Origin of the sequence: Rasiella sp. SM2506 (assembly GCF_050859505.1) — a bacterium.
In the GTDB taxonomy this organism is placed as follows: Bacteria; Bacteroidota; Bacteroidia; order Flavobacteriales; family Flavobacteriaceae; genus Marinirhabdus.
The window spans coordinates 1275653-1291542 of record NZ_CP193934.1; the positions used below are offsets into that span (position 1 = coordinate 1275653).

Sequence of the window (15890 nt, forward strand, 5' to 3'; positions counted from 1 at the left end):
AACTTTCTATGGTTTAAAAAATGTAACGGGAAAAATTTTATGGGTTTGGATGGTCACAAAATTACATACGATGCTATTTTACTTCCGTTTGTAGAGTGGTACCGAAGAACACGCTTCTCCATACATAATATTTTTGGCAATAGGTTGTAATTTTTCAGCGAGTAGTAGATAAGCGTTCTGGGGAATGGGCTTATGAGCGCACCCTTTAATGATTACGGGCTTGTCTTGTAATGCTGAAAAATCTAAGGTTGGAATAATTTCAGCAAACAAAATACTCTCTAAGGTATCCAACGTACCAACAACTGTTTTTTTAGCAAATGGAGCTAGCTGAAGTGATACCAACAAAAATGCCCAACCAGGTATTATCGCATCTGTACTGCAATGTAATGCGATATAGGAACCTTGGTACTGTGACCAATCGTGTTGTTTAACTGAAGTTCTAAAGTCTGATTCTTTAAGGACAATTCCCTCCAGCAACCAATCGGAAATATCAAAAAGTACGCGCTTCCCCTCAGGATAGTACTCTTCCAGATTGAAGGTAATTAATTTGCTGTTAGCAACTCTATTTATAATTTCGTTTTCCAAGGGTGCGCTATTCGTTTTTAAATTTGTTATGAAATACTGAGGACACAGAGAAGGGTTTATAAGACCCTATTTAAAACTTCGTCTCTTCGGACATTTTGTTGCGAGCGTCTCAAATTTATCTTTTTTGAACCCAAAAGCTACAAAAAAACTAAAATAGAGCCTCCAAGAACACCTTGGAGAGGTTTAATTTTACTAACGGTATTTTATAACATTCCTAATTCCAACTTCGCCTCTTCGGACATTAAATCCTGAGTCCAAGGGGGATCGAAAGTTATCTCTACTTCTGCATCTTTAACCAGCTTCAGACTTTTTACTTTGTTTTCAACTTCTAAAGGAAGTGTTTCGGCTACGGGGCAATTAGGTGTGGTAAGCGTCATTAAAATTTTTACTTCTAAATCTTCGTTTACAAAAACATCGTAAATGAGTCCTAGCTCATAAATATCTACAGGAATCTCAGGATCGTAAATAGTTTTTATCACTTTTACAATCTTTTCTCCTAATTCGGTGGTGTCTATTTCAGTAGTGCTCATATGTCTTTCCCTTGATAGGATATTTAAATTTGATTCAGTTGTGCTTGATATGCCACGGCGTATAATTTCATTTGTTTCAACATAGAAACTAGTCCGTTGGCACGTGTGGGCGATAAATGTTCTTTTAAACCAATTTCATCAATAAAACTAGTGTTTGCATTTATAATGTCTTCAGGTTTCTGATTTGAAAAAACCCGTACTAAAATAGCAACAATTCCTTTGGTAATTATCGCATCACTATCTGCCGTAAATTCCACTTTTTCATCCTTTAGTTCGCTGTGTAGCCAAACTTTACTTTGGCAGCCTTTAATGAGTTTGTCTTCGGTTTTAAGTGATGGATCTATTAAAGGCAACGATTTTCCCAAAGCAATCATATGCTCATAGCGCTCCATCCAGTCGTCAAACAGGGCGAATTCTTCAATTAAATCTTCTTGTATGCTCTGTATGTCTTTCAATCTAATTGGTTGTTTTTACTTTACTGGCTTTTAATAAAACGCTTCGGTCATTTTTAGAAAGAAGTGTAAGTACATCATTTTCTAGTGTATAGGATCCCGTATCTCTCAATGCATTTAATACGTTTCTCTCCACTTTCATAATGTTTTCGTCACAATATTGTTCGGTTACTCCTATAGGGCCAAAATTAAGTGCATATAGGTCTAAGGTGTAATTTCCGAAGTAATCATTACAACCTGCATTGCCACTAACCGAATTGTCCAAAGCTCTAAAAGTGATGCTATTTTCAGACTTGGTTACCTTTTGAGCGCCTGCCATAGTAACGTTATACGTGCCCGAAAGTTGAACCCTTCCAGCGGTGTCTATAACTTTTTTTGTTTCTTCACAGCCCGTAAACAGTAGTGCTGTAAGGACTAGGCTAATTATAATTCTCATAATTTTATTTTTTGTTTGTTAGGTGCAAGATAGCATAATTCTATACCACAAGGTTTTAAAGGAATGTTAACTCAACATTTGCTGTGCTTTCTTCACACCAGCAACCAGTTTGTCTACTTCTTCTTTTGTGTTGTAAAAAGCAAACGAAGCACGGACCGTACCTGGTATGTTAAAGTAATTCATTATGGGTTGTGCGCAGTGATGTCCCGTACGTACGGCAATGCCCATTTTATCTAAAATAGTTCCTATGTCGTACGGATGGATATTTTCTAGATTAAAGGAAATAACCGAAGTTTTATCGGCTCCAGTTCCATAAATTTTTAGTCCGTTTATTTCTAAAAGTTTTTTGGTAGCATACGCTAACAACTCATGTTCGTGTGCTGAAATTGCATCAAAACCTATTTGGTTTAGGTAGTCTATGGCAGTTCCAAAAGCAATTCCTCCGCAAATATTTGGAGTGCCGGCTTCAAATTTGTGAGGTAGGTCTGCATATGTAGTTTTCTCGAAAGTTACTTCAGAAATCATCTCGCCTCCTCCTTGATAGGGAGGTAGTTTTTTGAGCCATTCCTCTTTTCCGTAGAGCATTCCAACACCTGTTGGCCCACACATTTTATGTGCTGAGGTTACATAGAAGTCTACATTAAGCTTCTGAAGATCTGGTTTTATATGCGAACAGGCTTGTGCTCCGTCAATTAATACCGCTGCATTTACTTGGTGGGCCTTACGAATAATAGCTTCGATTGGGTTTATGGTTCCCAGCGCGTTCGAAATATGATTTACAAAAACCAATCTCGTTTTTTCTGAAAGGATTTTAGCATACGCATCCATATCCAATGTGCCTTTTTGGGTCATTGGGATAACCAATAATTTTGCACCCGTCTTTTCACATAACATTTGCCAAGGCACAATATTACTGTGATGTTCTAGTGCTGAAACGATTATTTCATCTCCTTTTTTTAAGAGGGATGCAAATCCGTTTGCCACCAAATTAATTGCGTGCGTTGTTCCCGAAGTAAAAATAACCTCGTGCGCTTTTTCAATAGTAAAATGCTTTTGAATTTTCCCGCGAGCTTCTTCGTATTTGTCGGTTGCTTCTTGAGATAAAGCGTGTACTCCGCGATGAATATTTGCGTTATAATTTGAGTAATAATCTACAATAGCATCTATTACTACTTGCGGCTTTTGCGAGGTAGCAGCATTGTCTAGATATACCAGAGGCTTGCCATTTACTTCACGACGAAGTATGGGGAAATCTGCTCTTATGGATTTGATGTCAAACATAAATAATTTTTAGAAAGTCTGGTTGAGCTTGCCTCTCGTGCTTTTGCATGCAAACGCGGTCCATGCCTAATGGATAAGAGGTTTTGAATGCAATTGGATTTTACTTATAAAGATCGATTACAATTCAAATCCTAAACTCACACCAATTTTAGTAGCGATAAGTTTGTTGATTCTTGCCTTTAATTCTGGAATTTTTACACTTTCCAAAACGTTGTTCGCAAAAGCATACATTAAAAGTGCTCGAGCTTCTTTTTTACCAATCCCTCTGGATTGAAGATAAAACATAGCGTCTTCATCCAGTTGGCCAATTGTACAACCGTGTGAACAGCGTACATCGTCTGCAAAAATCTCTAATTGTGGTTTGGAATTGATGCTCGCTTTGTCATCTACCAAAATATTGTTGTTTTGTTGAAAAGCATCTAATTTCTGCGCATCTTTTTCAACATATATTTTTCCGTTAAAAACTCCTGTGGAGCTTTCGGCAAAAATACCTTTGTAATCTTGATGGCTTTCGCAATTGGGAGCTATATGATGCACCAAGGTATTGTGATCTACGTGCTGCTTTCCTTCAATAATAGTAATTCCGTTTAAAGTGCTGTCACAACGCTCACCTTTTTGATAAAAATTGAGGTTGTTTCTAATAAGCTTTCCGCCAAAAGAAAATGTATGCACGCGGCAATGGCTTTCTTGTTCCTGCGAAATATACGTACTATCTATCAAGGAAGCTGAATCCGTATCATTCTGAATTTTATAATAATCTACAAACGCTCGCTTTTCAGCAAAAATCTCGGTCACGCTGTTGGTAAGCACCTGGTTTTTATTCAAGCTCTGGTGACGTTCTATAACTTGTACGTGAGCATTCTCGCCAACAACAATTAAGTTTCTTGGTTGAAGGAGCATTGCGGCTTCGCTTCCAGTAGAGAAATTAATAATTTCAATAGGTTTTTCAACTTCTTTATGCTTTGGAATATGGATGTATGCACCTTCTTTGGCAAACGCAGTATTTAAAGAGGTTAAGCTATCTTTTACCGCGGTTTTATTAAAATATGCCTCAATCACAGCCTTGTATTTAGGCTTATTTAATGCAGATGATAACAAACAAACGTCTAAAGAGTCATGTGTGGTATCTGAAAGAAACGAGTTGTAAACTCCATCTACAAAAACCAATTTGTATGTATCTATATCGTGTAAAAAATACTTACGAACATCTTTAAGTTCTATGTTTCGCTCGTTATTTGGAAAAATGCTATAGTCGTTTTTAAGCAATGCATTTAACGAAGTATATTTCCAGGCTTCTTCCTTTTTAGAAGGGAACCCCTTTTCTTCAAAAACTTTTATCGCATCACTGCGTAGGTCATGAATAGGAGAGTCGTCTTCTAAATGGTCTTCAAAAGCGATGTATGATGCTACTAATTTTTCTTTTAAACTCATATTTTTTTAATTCCAAAATTCAAATTCCAAATTTCAAACACACTCGCCATCGAAGATAGCTGAGTGGTTTGAGACACGAAAATAGTACCGAAGCTATTTTACCAGTTCTTCTTTAATCCAGTCATAACCTTTTGCTTCAAGCTCTTTTGCCAGTTCTTTAGTGCCAGATTTTACTATTTTACCGTTCATAAGTACGTGAACAAAGTCTGGAACAATATAATCTAACAAACGTTGGTAGTGCGTAATAAGAATTACGGCGTTGTCCTTGGTCTTTAGTTTGTTAACTCCATTGGCAACAACCTTAAGAGCATCAATATCTAGTCCAGAATCGGTTTCATCCAAGATGGCTAATTTTGGCTCCAGCATAGCAAGTTGAAAAATCTCGTTGCGTTTTTTCTCACCTCCCGAAAAACCTTCGTTTAGAGAACGTGATAAGAACTTACGGTCAATTTCCAACAATTCGGCTTTTTCTTTTATTTTCTTCAGCATTTCGCCAGCGGGCATATCGGGTTCGCCTTTTGCCTTCCGGTTTTCGTTGATAGCAGTTTTAATAAAGTTGGTCACCGATACGCCAGGAATTTCAATAGGATACTGAAAAGACAAGAACAGTCCTTTGTGAGCGCGCTCTTCAGGATCTAATTCTGAAATATCTTCTCCTTCAAAAACGATGTTTCCTTTTAAAATTTCAAATTCTTCTTTACCAGCGATTACCGAAGCCAAGGTGCTTTTGCCAGAACCGTTTGGTCCCATAATAGCGTGTACTTCGCCTGGATTTACCTCTAGGTTGATTCCTTTTAGTATTTCTTTTTCTTCAACTCCTGCGTGCAGGTTTTTTATCTGTAACATATTTTTATTCTCAGTCGTTAATTCAATTCCCGAAGTTGTCTTACGGGTGTTTAGCAGCCTTAGTTAGAACTATCGGCCTCTTTTTTGTCTACTAATTTAATATCAGCTTCAGAAGGGGTGTCGCTTACGCTAACAATTTCGGTAATGGTAAGAACTTCGTCCCAACCTTCGGTGCCTTCTGTTTTATTTGCCAATGTTCCTTTTACTATTACTGGCACCATATCATAATCATCCTTCTTAATGGGTGCTACTTTTTCTTGAAGTTCTGTGGCCATTTCATCTAGTGTAATTCCGTAAATAAAGGTATCTCCTTTAAGGACTGCACCATCTGCTACATATATAAATTCACCTTCGTATTGCGGATCATTACTCGTTTTAGCGGTTTCATTTTTACAAGCAGCTACACTTACTGTAATTGCTAAAAGGAAAAGGATTTTTTTCATTTTAATACAAAATTTAAGGTTATTGATTGTTGCTTATCCTACGGAGCCTTCTAGTGAAATTTCCAATAATTTTTGTGCTTCTACAGCAAATTCCATAGGGAGTTTGTTGAGTACTTCTTTGCTAAAGCCATTAACAATAAGTGCGATGGCTTTTTCGGTATCTATACCACGCTGGTTGCAATAAAATATTTGGTCTTCACCAATTTTACTGGTGGTGGCTTCGTGTTCAATTTTAGCAGTTTTGTTTTTTGCTTCAATATATGGGAAGGTGTGTGCTCCACAGGCATTCCCCATTAAAAGTGAATCACATTGCGAGAAATTTCTGGCATTGTCGGCACGAGAATTAATTTGTACCAAACCACGATAACTATTCTGCGATTTTCCTGCTGAAATTCCCTTACTAATAATAGTGCTTCGTGTGTTTTTTCCTAAGTGAACCATCTTAGTACCCGTATCTGCTTGCTGGTAGTTATTGGTTACTGCAATAGAGTAAAACTCTCCAATACTGTTATCACCTTTAAGGATACAACTTGGATATTTCCACGTTACGGCACTTCCTGTTTCTACTTGTGTCCAAGAGATCTTAGCATTTTTCTCGCAGATTCCTCTTTTTGTTACAAAGTTAAAAACGCCACCCTTTCCTTCTTTATTTCCCGGGAACCAGTTTTGAACAGTTGAGTATTTTATTTCGGCATCGTCCAAAGCAACGAGTTCTACCACTGCGGCGTGTAATTGATTTTCATCACGGCTAGGTGCTGTACAACCTTCCAGATAGCTTACGTAGCTCCCTTCGTCTGCAATTACCAGCGTTCTTTCGAACTGTCCTGTGCCTGCTTGATTGATTCTAAAATAGGTGGAAAGCTCCATAGGGCAACGAACCCCTTTTGGAATATAACAAAACGAACCGTCACTAAACACAGCGCTGTTTAAGGCTGCATAAAAATTATCTTTTTGTGGCACAACGGTTCCTAAATATTTTTTAACGAGTTCTGGATGTTCTCTAATGGCTTCAGAAATACTCATAAATATAATTCCTTTTTCGCCTAAGGTCTTCTTGAAAGTTGTTGCTACTGAAACAGAATCTACCACAATATCCATGGCGACATTATTCATTTTCTTCTGTTCATCTACAGAAATACCCAACTTTTTATACATCGCTAAAAGATCTGGATCTACATCGTCTAATGTTTTATTTGGATCTATAGTTTTTGGTGCAGAATAATAAGCGATCGCTTGAAAATCTGGTTTTTTATAATGAACATTAGCCCATTCTGGCTCTACCATTTTTTGCCAATATCGAAATGCCTCTAAGCGCCACTCCGTCATCCACTCTGGCTCTTGCTTCTTATGGGAAATTGCACGCACAATATCCTCGTTTAAACCTACGGGGAATGTTTCAGATTCTATATCGGTATAAAATCCGTATTCGTACTCTTTTGTTTCGAGTTCTTTCTTTAAATCATCTTCAGTATACTTACTCATAGTTTCGTATTCAGAGTTTAAAATTTAAAATTCAATATTTTGAATTATTTAAACTTACTTCCTTTTAATTCAGTTTTTGGAGCTAATTTATAAAACCTCCAATGTATTTGCGCAACGCAATATTTCAATAGATCTGTTCGAGCGCAGTCTGGGTTACAATTCAATCCTATCTATAACGAAAAAGATTCCCCACACCCGCAAGTTCTATTTGCGTTCGGATTATTAAAAACAAAACCTTTGCCGTTTAAGCCACCGCTAAATTCCAACGTTGTGCCTACTAAGTACAAAAAGCTTTTTTTGTCTACAGCTATTTTTACCAGGTTGTCTTCAAAAAGTTTGTCGTTTTCACCTAATTTATCATCAAAATTAAGTTCATAAGATAGTCCAGAGCAACCACCACTTTTTACGCCTACGCGCACATAGTCGTTTGTTACATTAAAGCCTTCCTCACTCATTAACTGCTCTAGCTTTGTTTTGGCTGTATCGCTAACTTTTATCATACCTTAGAATTATTCTAAATTAGAGTGCAAATATACGCTAAATACGGCGTTTAACCATAGAGGATATTTTAAATAATCTTATGGCGTTATAGGGAATACTAATCTAGACTGCTGAAATTTTTTATGGGAAAAATAGTACTGAAAATATTACTCTTTAAAATCTGGATTATTTATAAAAGAGTCGTCGGAAAGAGAGAGTAGAAAAGCTTTAAGATCTGCTTTGTCTTCATCGGTAAGTTGTACGCCGCCCTGACTAATGGTTTTCATTAAAGGGTCTATAGTTTCTGAAAAAACAAGTCCTTCACTGTAATGGTTTATTACCTCTTCTAGAGTAGCAAAACGTCCATCATGCATATAGGGAGCTGTAAATTTTAAATTACGAAGCGACGGACTTCTAAAAAGACCGAATTCTCTTGGATCGCCACTTATATTTCCTAAACCTAAATCATCAAATTCGGAATCTAAACCGTTGTTATGAAAAGCATTGTCTGTCCATAACGGATTTGCAGGGAGTCCGTGGCAGTGAAAACAATCTCCACGACTCTCGTCCAAAAAAACATTGAGTCCGTTTTGTTCCTGGGGTGTTAATTCGATGCTTCCCAATTGCGCTTGATCGAATCTTGAATTTGCTGAAACAAAGGTTCTTACAAATTGTGAAATAGCCATGGTAACCAATGTAGAGTCTATGGTTTGAGTGCCAAAGGCATCTCCAAATAGCGTAGGATACTCGCTAGAGCTTTGTAGTGTATTTGCTACATTGGGCCAGGTATTGGCCATCTCAATTGGATTGGTAACGGGTCCAAGCATTTGGTTTTCCAGTGAGTTTGCACTTCCGTCCCAATTAAATTTTTCTCCGTAATTGAAGGCTAAATTTTGTAAAGGCATCGAGTTTCTGAAGCCTTGCTCACCAGTAATTCCAATACTAAATTGGCGAGCGTCTGAAAACCCTTGTTGCGGTATGTGACAAGAAGCACACGCTATGGTGTTGTCTGCGGAGAGACGGGTGTCAAAAAATAATTTTTTCCCTAAGGCAATCCCTTCCACAGTTTGAGGGTTGTTATCCGGGATTACGGGAGGTAAAATTTGACCGTTAAAAATAGCTGGAACTTCTAATGGAGCTGGTGTGGCACTATACTGAACACCATCGTCACTGTCTTTACAGGAGATGAAGAAAAATACTGCCAACAGGCTACTGAAAATCCCTAGCTTTTTCATTACATTATTATTGTGAAACGGTTCCTAAATTAAAAACGCCATTAGATCCATTCTCATTCATATCTATTTGAAGATTGAAATTAGGCATCATCACAGAATTATTAATGTTTAGATCCCAAGTATTAGGATTTTTGAACCATTCTGCTGCATTCATTTGTACCTCTACAGTAGTTGAGTTTCCTACGGTAACAGTTCCTAGATTTACTACAAATGAAGTGTCTTGAGTAGATTCTAACGTGCCATCCGCCGGAGGTAATGTGGTGTGTTTATTTGCTCGTATGGTGTGGTATTGAAACGTTTTCGTTTCAGCTATTTCATTTAAAAAAGTTCCTTCCATACGCATGTAATGGTAACCACCTCCAAGAGGCATGGGAACAGACCAGGATCCGTCTGAAGAATTTAAGTCTGGATATCCGCCAGTTTTATCATTATCCTCATCGTCAAAACCAAAAGTAAATGAAACTTCATAGTCCCCTTCTGGAATTTCAATATCAGGAGTAAAAGTAGCATTAGTCCCGTTACGCGCATCTATTAAACTATAATCTCCTGCATCGTACACAGTTCCGTCTTGTGCTGTAAAGGTAATATCTGAAATTAAGTACACCAATTTCGATAGTTTTAGCATGGTGTTATTGGCATTAAGGTAGGTAGTAGTCTGGTAATCTGCATTAGCAATGCGATCTCCATCCCAATATTGCGTAAATTGAAAGTCTACCGTTACTGGATCTGGTTCTGTAGTTGTCTTGCTGTCGTCGTCGTTGTTACAGCTAAACAATACTGCTCCTGTAACCAATAAAAGGGCAATTTTCTTCATTTTTCTTTATTCAATTTTTATTAATAATACATCTTTATTTCCTTTATTGGAGTTAAAATCTCCGTTGTTACTTTCGGTATTTCCTGTAATAACTATACTACCGTCAGCGGCTTGAGTAACACCTTTACCAAAATCTAGAGCGCTTCCTCCCATATTTTTTTGTCCTAGCATCACGCCATCTTTATCAATGAGTAATAACCAGGCATCGTTAACGCCATAATTATTGGTAAGGTCTACATCGTTACTTCTGCTTGAAGAAACCACTGCAAAGGAACCGTCTGCAAGGGCAACTACGTCTCTGGCAGATTCAAATTGAGTCCCGCCATAGGCCTTAGACCATAGTATGGAACCAGATTGGTTAATTTTTACTACCCAGACATCTGCATTGCCAATTGGGTTTTCAACGTCTACGTCACTACTTCTCGTATCCCCAACTAACAAATAATTACCGTCCAGGGTTTTGGTCATGGCGTAAACTAAGTCTATTTCAGTACCACCAAAATTTTTCCTCCAAATTATATTACCATTTTTATCTATATTGATAATCCAATAATCGTATGCGCCAATATTGGAAGTAATGTCCACATCATTACTATCTGAGCTTCCCAAAATTATAAATCCTCCAGACGGCGTCTCTACTGCATCGTAGGCGGTATCTGTGAAGGTCCCACCATAGTAACGGCTCCATTCTCTTTCTCCTAGACTATCTAATTTTAGAACCCAATAATCCCCACCTGCGTGATTGCCGCTTACGCGTCCAACGTTTCCTTCTCCTCCGCTTGCTGTTACGTCCAAAACTCCCAGAAGTAAATAGCCTCCATCCAATGTTGGAACAACGTTATAAGCAAGGTCGTTACCGGAATACCCATATGTTTTTTCCCAAATTAAATTACCGGAACTAGATATTTTAAAAATCCACATGTCATTAAATCCTGCATTTCCAGACGTAATGTCTCCGTCCGAGCTTCTGGTAAATCCTGAAATAACATACCCTCCATCTCGTGTTTTAGCAATGTTGGTCCCTTCGTCTTCTGCAGAGCCACCATAGGTTTTACTCCATTGTGTTACTCCTTGAGCGTCGGTTTTTAATATCCATACATCTACATCATCAGTGGTTTTGTCTGTGATATCGCCATTGGTACTTTTTGTTGAACCCAGAATAACAAACCCTCCATCTGCAGCTTGTACAATGGCAGCCCCATCGTCTAAATTGCTTCCTCCAAGATTTTTGGCAAATGCAAGATTTAAGGTAGGCTCAATAGGTTCGTCATCCTCATTATCCTGTTCCTCCTGCATTTCTTCAGAAGGTGTGTCATTTTTGCTACATGAAGTAAATGCGACAAAAGAAAGGAAAAGTAGGGGTGCTATAAATTGCTTTAATAAAGACATACTATTAGTTAACGATTAATTTTTGATTTGTTGTATAGTTGATTTTTACTAAGATACATTTCAGTTTCTAGTTGATTAACTGAAATTTTATCAGTAAGAAAGCTATTTATTTTTAAAGAAATGCCTGTTGTCCTAAGAGATTAAAAATTTCAAAAGTATATGTTAGTTTTACGTATCAAAAATATGTAATAAGTGCTAATTGTTAGATCCTCTCAAATCAATTAGCACTAATTACCTGTCGTGATTATGTGATTATACGTACTATTTTTTAATGATTCTCTTAGCTACTTGGTTGTTTACTAGTACAAAGTAAATCCCATTCGAAAATTGGGAAACATCAATTGTTTTGGTTTTAACATTCAGATTTTCTTCAGCCCAAAGTTGCTTTCCTAACATGTCTACTACTTGTAGTGACGTAATTGCGAGGTTTTCAGAAGAAATGTGTACTACATTGCTTGCTGGATTAGGGAATAAAGACAGGCCGCTATCCAGTGAGTTTTCTTCAACTCCTAACGGAACTTCAACGGCAAGTTGGAACGTACAGCTGCCTGTATTACCAGATGCATCGGTACTTTCAAAAGTAATAAAGTAATTGCCTTGCGGTAACTGACTGCCGGCTGCTAGATCTTGAGAAATTGATAGTCCTGTACTGCAATTATCAACCGCAGTTACATTTCCAGCTGTTACGTAATCTGGTAGTGTGTAAAAATTTTGGCCTGGATCAAACATTACTTGTTCATTTGTAGGACAGGAAAGCGTAGGTGCTAATTCGTCTATAACTGTTACCGTACCTGTGCAAAAATCACGATTTCCAAACTCATCATACACTTCAAGTTCTACTGTATTGGCCCCTAGTTCGGAACAATCAAAAAATTTGTCACAAGCTAAGAAATATATATTTCCGCCATTATCTGTTGAGCCTCCATCCAGATCTTCTGGATTTAAAGTTGCCATCCCATTGGCATCTAAAGAAACTGTAGTTGTTCCACATACAGCAGTTGGCGGTGTGTTTTCATAGGTTGAAGATTTTACGAGAAGAAAACCTCTGTTAATATCACTAATAACAATGTTTCCACTTTCGAAATAAGGATATACACTCCAGGCACCACTAAAGCTGGCGTTGTTGTTGGCTGGGTAAGAATCGAAAAAACCTTCTTCGGCTATATTCCCATTTGCGATGTCTGAGATGTCAATTACGCGAAGTCCAGCACGATAATTGGCTATATAAAATTTTGCTCCTTTAGTGTATCCATTGTGGTCTATAGCAGGCGTAGGGCCTGAATATTCGAAACTAAGCGATGGATTGTCTAGATCTGTAAAATCGAAAATAATAGAACGTGTATTTCCACCATTATCAAGTTCGTCTACTTCATCCCCTAGAATAAAAAAGCTTTGGTCTTCTGTAAACCATCCTTGGTGCGTATAAGAAGTGTTTGGATATGTTACGGAAGAAATACTAATGGGATTAGACTTGTCTGTGATATCAGCTATAATTACTTCACTCGCATTACTCCCAATTAAAATTTCTCTCCCATTATAGTCTGGGTCTGGACCACAGTAAGTCACGATTTGAGCATCGTGGCTATAGTTGTCCATGCCGTAGCCACCTTCCTGAACTGGGTTTAGAGGGTTCTGTATGTTTATAAATATGGGGCCTCCATTAAAAGCATTTGCACCTACTGGGTAGGCATATCCTGTGTCTTCGTTTATTACAATGTTGTGCGCACTTCCAAAACCATTAAAATGTGCGTCCTCTGTAAAAGTAACAGGAGGCGCTGGGACATTTCTAAGTCTGGTTAGATCAAAAACCTGCATTCCGTGTCCACCTGCCTCACTAACTACAAAAGCATAGTTATTGTAAACTTTAACATCTCTCCAAGAACTCGAACTTGTATGTGTAGGAAGTTTTCCTAAGTATACAGGACTAGTGGGATTGCTAATATCTATAAAAGCAGTTCCATTGTTAAGTCCTATTATGGCGTACTCGTTACCATTTGTAGGATCTGTCCATCCCCAAGAATCATTTCCAGCACTGGCGCTCATGGCTCCAAGATCGATAGCACTTTGAAGACCGTAACCGTCGCAAGGATACGGACCAGCAGATCCTCCAGAACAAGGTGTCTGGGCAATTGAAATAGTAGTAAAAAGTAAAAAACTAGAAAGTAAAAAGTGTTTCATAAGTAGAAAATGGGATTAAGTTTTAAGATTTTGAAACGTCAGTAAAAAATATAAATTGTGTTGAAAAATGCAATAAAAGTTAAATTCTATCTAATGTTTACACCGTTTTATTGCCTAATGTTGCAAATATAGCATTTATTTGACTTAATTAAATAAAATTGAGTGTCAATATCACTGATTGTTACGTGTTTATTTTCAAAATAAGGAAACATACACCAAGCCCTATTAAAAGATGTTCTGTTGTTTTTTTGTAATTGCTTTAAAGAGGCAATTTCATTTAAATTTATACAAGAAATAGTTAGGATATAAAGACCAGCGGTATAATTCGATGCGCCATAAAAATTCAGACCAAATTGTCAAGCATCAATTTCCCTCCCGAACCTTTAGTGCTATGAATGGTATTTAGATCTATCGTATGGTAAGTTTATGTTGCTATGCGGATAGATACCACCCGAAAGCCCTTTTATACAAGACGCTGGAAGCTTAAAATCTGCTGGTGACATTTGTAGTAAATCCTCCTCTCATTGCATGGTCATTTTCAATAGCACAAGATTTACTACTATATGCCAATCCTTAGTACTACACATGCTACAAAAAAGCAATGACTAGAAGTAAAAGAATTTTTTTACAACCTGATTATTTAAAAATTTACAAAAGAGGCAATGTGCTTCTCCAATTTTTAAATTACAACCTATTGCCGTCGTGGTTTATAAATGAAGCCGTATTTTTGCACTCAAATATCCAAAATAGTACTCATGTTCGATAATAAAGATACTGCTACCACTCCCATTTCCTCATTAGGGGAATTTGGACTTATTGATCATCTCACCAAACATTTCAGCATACAACATAAAACTACCATCAAAGGTATTGGTGATGATGCTGCTGTGATTGTTGCTGGAAAGAACAAACAACTGGTTGTTACTACAGATATGTTGGTGGAAGGGGTGCATTTTGACCTTTCTTACATGCCTTTAAAACATTTAGGATACAAAGCCGTGATGGTAAATCTATCCGATGTGTTTGCTATGAACGCAACGGCAAAACAAATTACCGTTTCTGTGGCAGTATCCAATCGGTTTCCAGTGGAAGCCATGGAAGAATTATACGCAGGGATTCAAGCAGCAGCAGAAATATATAAAGTAGATGTAATAGGTGGAGATACCACGTCATCCACTTCGGGACTTATTATAAGCATTACGGCAATTGGAGAAGCAGCTTCGGACAAAATTACGTACAGAAGCGGCGCTAAAGAAAATGACTTACTAGTGGTTACGGGCGATTTAGGTGCGGCGTATCTGGGACTTCAGGTTTTGGAACGTGAACGACAAGTGTTTAAAGTAAATCCCAATGCACAGCCCGATTTAGAAAACTATACGTATTTAATTGAACGACAGTTAAAGCCGGAAGCCAGAAAAGATATTCCCGTGTTGCTTGATGAATTAGGCGTACAGCCTACGTCGATGATAGATGTTAGTGACGGACTGTCCAGCGAAATTATCCATATTTGTAAAAGCTCTAATGTGGGTTGTAATTTATATGAAGATAAAATACCGTTGGACCCACAGGTAATTTCTACCTGTGAAGAGTTTAATATGGACAGTACAACCATTGCCTTGAGTGGAGGAGAAGATTATGAATTGCTGTTTACTGTAGCTACTGAAGATTTTGCTAAAATACAAGCCAATCCACATCTTTCGGTAATTGGACATATGACAAAGGCTAGTGAAGGCATGCACTTAATCACAAGAGCGAATACCAAAATTGAATTAATCGCTCGTGGATGGAATGCACTGGATACGGAAGAATCTACAGCATAACCGTTGCCATATCTTAGCTGAAAGAAGTAAAACTTTGGTCATTCTTTTTCCAGTATTTTGCTATACTTCACAAACTTTTTGCAGCCATTTTTAGTCTTTTGCTGTTTCCATATAGAACACTCAAAACTCTTTTAATTCAGCTATTATGAATGGTAATAAATTTCATTTATCCTAAGTCCAATGCGCTGATTTAAAATAGTTTTATTGACTTTATGCAGGAATTTATGCAGGAATTTTTTGCATTTTCTTTTCATAAAACGAAGCTAACGCATTATTCGCATTGCGAATCTTTAAAGTTAAGATTTCAACACTGCCTTGCATATTGTCTGCAACCTCTTTTTTGCAATGTACACAAGTGTATTCATTCACATGGTCCGTTACCTTTCGGCTTATAACGTAGTCGTGACCAAATGTTGCGCAAACTAAGCTCAACAATGAGAATGGAGAAGTGGGGAATTTATCCATAATAGTTCAGTTTTTTTTGTTGT

General features: G+C 37.5%; 16 protein-coding genes. 1 reads left to right on the forward strand and 15 read right to left on the reverse strand.

Annotated elements, in window-relative coordinates:
* Positions 1-78 precede the first annotated feature (78 nt).
* The 14 genes from ACQ2HF_RS05835 to ACQ2HF_RS05900 all read right to left on the reverse strand — a co-directional run bounded on the left by ACQ2HF_RS05835 (position 79) and on the right by ACQ2HF_RS05900 (position 13582).
* Positions 79-585, reverse strand: a complete 507-nt coding sequence (locus ACQ2HF_RS05835; RefSeq protein WP_432412588.1) for a DUF2480 family protein — start codon at positions 583-585, stop codon at positions 79-81.
* A gap of 203 nt (positions 586-788) precedes the next feature.
* On the reverse strand, positions 789-1115 hold the full coding sequence (locus ACQ2HF_RS05840) for a DUF59 domain-containing protein (protein ID WP_432412589.1): 327 nt from the start codon (positions 1113-1115) through the stop codon (positions 789-791).
* A 23-nt stretch (positions 1116-1138) separates the two neighbouring features.
* Positions 1139-1570: a SufE family protein gene (locus ACQ2HF_RS05845; protein ID WP_432412590.1), complete on the reverse strand. Its 432-nt coding sequence runs from the start codon at positions 1568-1570 to the stop codon at positions 1139-1141.
* A gap of 1 nt (position 1571) precedes the next feature.
* Positions 1572-2003, reverse strand: coding sequence for an META domain-containing protein (locus ACQ2HF_RS05850; protein ID WP_432412591.1), 432 nt, complete (start codon positions 2001-2003; stop codon positions 1572-1574).
* 66 nt (positions 2004-2069) lie between these two features.
* Complete coding sequence (locus ACQ2HF_RS05855; RefSeq protein ID WP_432412592.1) at positions 2070-3284, reverse strand: aminotransferase class V-fold PLP-dependent enzyme; 1215 nt, start codon at positions 3282-3284, stop codon at positions 2070-2072.
* 117 nt (positions 3285-3401) lie between these two features.
* Complete coding sequence (sufD, locus tag ACQ2HF_RS05860; protein ID WP_432412593.1) at positions 3402-4715, reverse strand: Fe-S cluster assembly protein SufD; 1314 nt, start codon at positions 4713-4715, stop codon at positions 3402-3404.
* A gap of 93 nt (positions 4716-4808) precedes the next feature.
* Positions 4809-5561, reverse strand: a complete 753-nt coding sequence (gene sufC / locus ACQ2HF_RS05865; RefSeq protein ID WP_432412594.1) for a Fe-S cluster assembly ATPase SufC — start codon at positions 5559-5561, stop codon at positions 4809-4811.
* A gap of 59 nt (positions 5562-5620) precedes the next feature.
* Complete coding sequence (locus tag ACQ2HF_RS05870) at positions 5621-6004, reverse strand: hypothetical protein (RefSeq protein ID WP_432412595.1); 384 nt, start codon at positions 6002-6004, stop codon at positions 5621-5623.
* A gap of 33 nt (positions 6005-6037) precedes the next feature.
* The gene (sufB, locus tag ACQ2HF_RS05875; RefSeq protein WP_432412596.1) at positions 6038-7486 is read right to left on the reverse strand and encodes a Fe-S cluster assembly protein SufB; all 1449 of its coding nucleotides are present in this window, start codon (positions 7484-7486) and stop codon (positions 6038-6040) included.
* Between the two features lie 170 nt (positions 7487-7656).
* Positions 7657-7986, reverse strand: coding sequence for a HesB/IscA family protein (locus ACQ2HF_RS05880; protein ID WP_432412597.1), 330 nt, complete (start codon positions 7984-7986; stop codon positions 7657-7659).
* Between the two features lie 147 nt (positions 7987-8133).
* Positions 8134-9201, reverse strand: coding sequence for a cytochrome-c peroxidase (locus tag ACQ2HF_RS05885; RefSeq protein ID WP_432412598.1), 1068 nt, complete (start codon positions 9199-9201; stop codon positions 8134-8136).
* Between the two features lie 7 nt (positions 9202-9208).
* The gene (locus tag ACQ2HF_RS05890) at positions 9209-10015 is read right to left on the reverse strand and encodes an MbnP family protein (protein WP_432412599.1); all 807 of its coding nucleotides are present in this window, start codon (positions 10013-10015) and stop codon (positions 9209-9211) included.
* A gap of 6 nt (positions 10016-10021) precedes the next feature.
* Complete coding sequence (locus ACQ2HF_RS05895; RefSeq protein WP_432412600.1) at positions 10022-11404, reverse strand: hypothetical protein; 1383 nt, start codon at positions 11402-11404, stop codon at positions 10022-10024.
* Positions 11405-11665: 261 nt separating this feature from the next.
* Positions 11666-13582, reverse strand: coding sequence for a choice-of-anchor B family protein (locus ACQ2HF_RS05900; protein WP_432412601.1), 1917 nt, complete (start codon positions 13580-13582; stop codon positions 11666-11668).
* A 755-nt stretch (positions 13583-14337) separates the two neighbouring features.
* Between ACQ2HF_RS05900 and thiL the strand changes: the two genes are divergently transcribed.
* Complete coding sequence (gene thiL, locus ACQ2HF_RS05905; protein ID WP_432412602.1) at positions 14338-15402, forward strand: thiamine-phosphate kinase; 1065 nt, start codon at positions 14338-14340, stop codon at positions 15400-15402.
* Positions 15403-15624: 222 nt separating this feature from the next.
* Here the strand turns inward: thiL and ACQ2HF_RS05910 are convergent, their stop codons facing one another.
* Positions 15625-15867 (reverse strand): hypothetical protein, encoded by a 243-nt coding sequence (locus tag ACQ2HF_RS05910; protein WP_432412603.1) that lies wholly within the window; start codon positions 15865-15867, stop codon positions 15625-15627.
* Between the last annotated feature and the right edge of the window lie 23 nt (positions 15868-15890).

What these genes read in the sequence shown, in the direction of transcription:
- ACQ2HF_RS05840 (WP_432412589.1), bottom strand. Translation starts at nt 1,115, where the DNA reads ATGAGCACTACTGAAATAGACACCACCGAATTAGGAGAAAAGATTGTA.
- ACQ2HF_RS05850 (WP_432412591.1), bottom strand. Translation starts at nt 2,003, where the DNA reads ATGAGAATTATAATTAGCCTAGTCCTTACAGCACTACTGTTTACGGGC.
- ACQ2HF_RS05855 (WP_432412592.1), bottom strand. Translation starts at nt 3,284, where the DNA reads ATGTTTGACATCAAATCCATAAGAGCAGATTTCCCCATACTTCGTCGT.
- sufD (WP_432412593.1), bottom strand. Translation starts at nt 4,715, where the DNA reads ATGAGTTTAAAAGAAAAATTAGTAGCATCATACATCGCTTTTGAAGAC.
- sufC (WP_432412594.1), bottom strand. Translation starts at nt 5,561, where the DNA reads ATGTTACAGATAAAAAACCTGCACGCAGGAGTTGAAGAAAAAGAAATA.
- ACQ2HF_RS05870 (WP_432412595.1), bottom strand. Translation starts at nt 6,004, where the DNA reads ATGAAAAAAATCCTTTTCCTTTTAGCAATTACAGTAAGTGTAGCTGCT.
- sufB (WP_432412596.1), bottom strand. Translation starts at nt 7,486, where the DNA reads ATGAGTAAGTATACTGAAGATGATTTAAAGAAAGAACTCGAAACAAAA.
- ACQ2HF_RS05880 (WP_432412597.1), bottom strand. Translation starts at nt 7,986, where the DNA reads ATGATAAAAGTTAGCGATACAGCCAAAACAAAGCTAGAGCAGTTAATG.
- ACQ2HF_RS05885 (WP_432412598.1), bottom strand. Translation starts at nt 9,201, where the DNA reads ATGAAAAAGCTAGGGATTTTCAGTAGCCTGTTGGCAGTATTTTTCTTC.
- ACQ2HF_RS05890 (WP_432412599.1), bottom strand. Translation starts at nt 10,015, where the DNA reads ATGAAGAAAATTGCCCTTTTATTGGTTACAGGAGCAGTATTGTTTAGC.
- ACQ2HF_RS05895 (WP_432412600.1), bottom strand. Translation starts at nt 11,404, where the DNA reads ATGTCTTTATTAAAGCAATTTATAGCACCCCTACTTTTCCTTTCTTTT.
- ACQ2HF_RS05900 (WP_432412601.1), bottom strand. Translation starts at nt 13,582, where the DNA reads ATGAAACACTTTTTACTTTCTAGTTTTTTACTTTTTACTACTATTTCA.
- thiL (WP_432412602.1), top strand. Translation starts at nt 14,338, where the DNA reads ATGTTCGATAATAAAGATACTGCTACCACTCCCATTTCCTCATTAGGG.
- ACQ2HF_RS05910 (WP_432412603.1), bottom strand. Translation starts at nt 15,867, where the DNA reads ATGGATAAATTCCCCACTTCTCCATTCTCATTGTTGAGCTTAGTTTGC.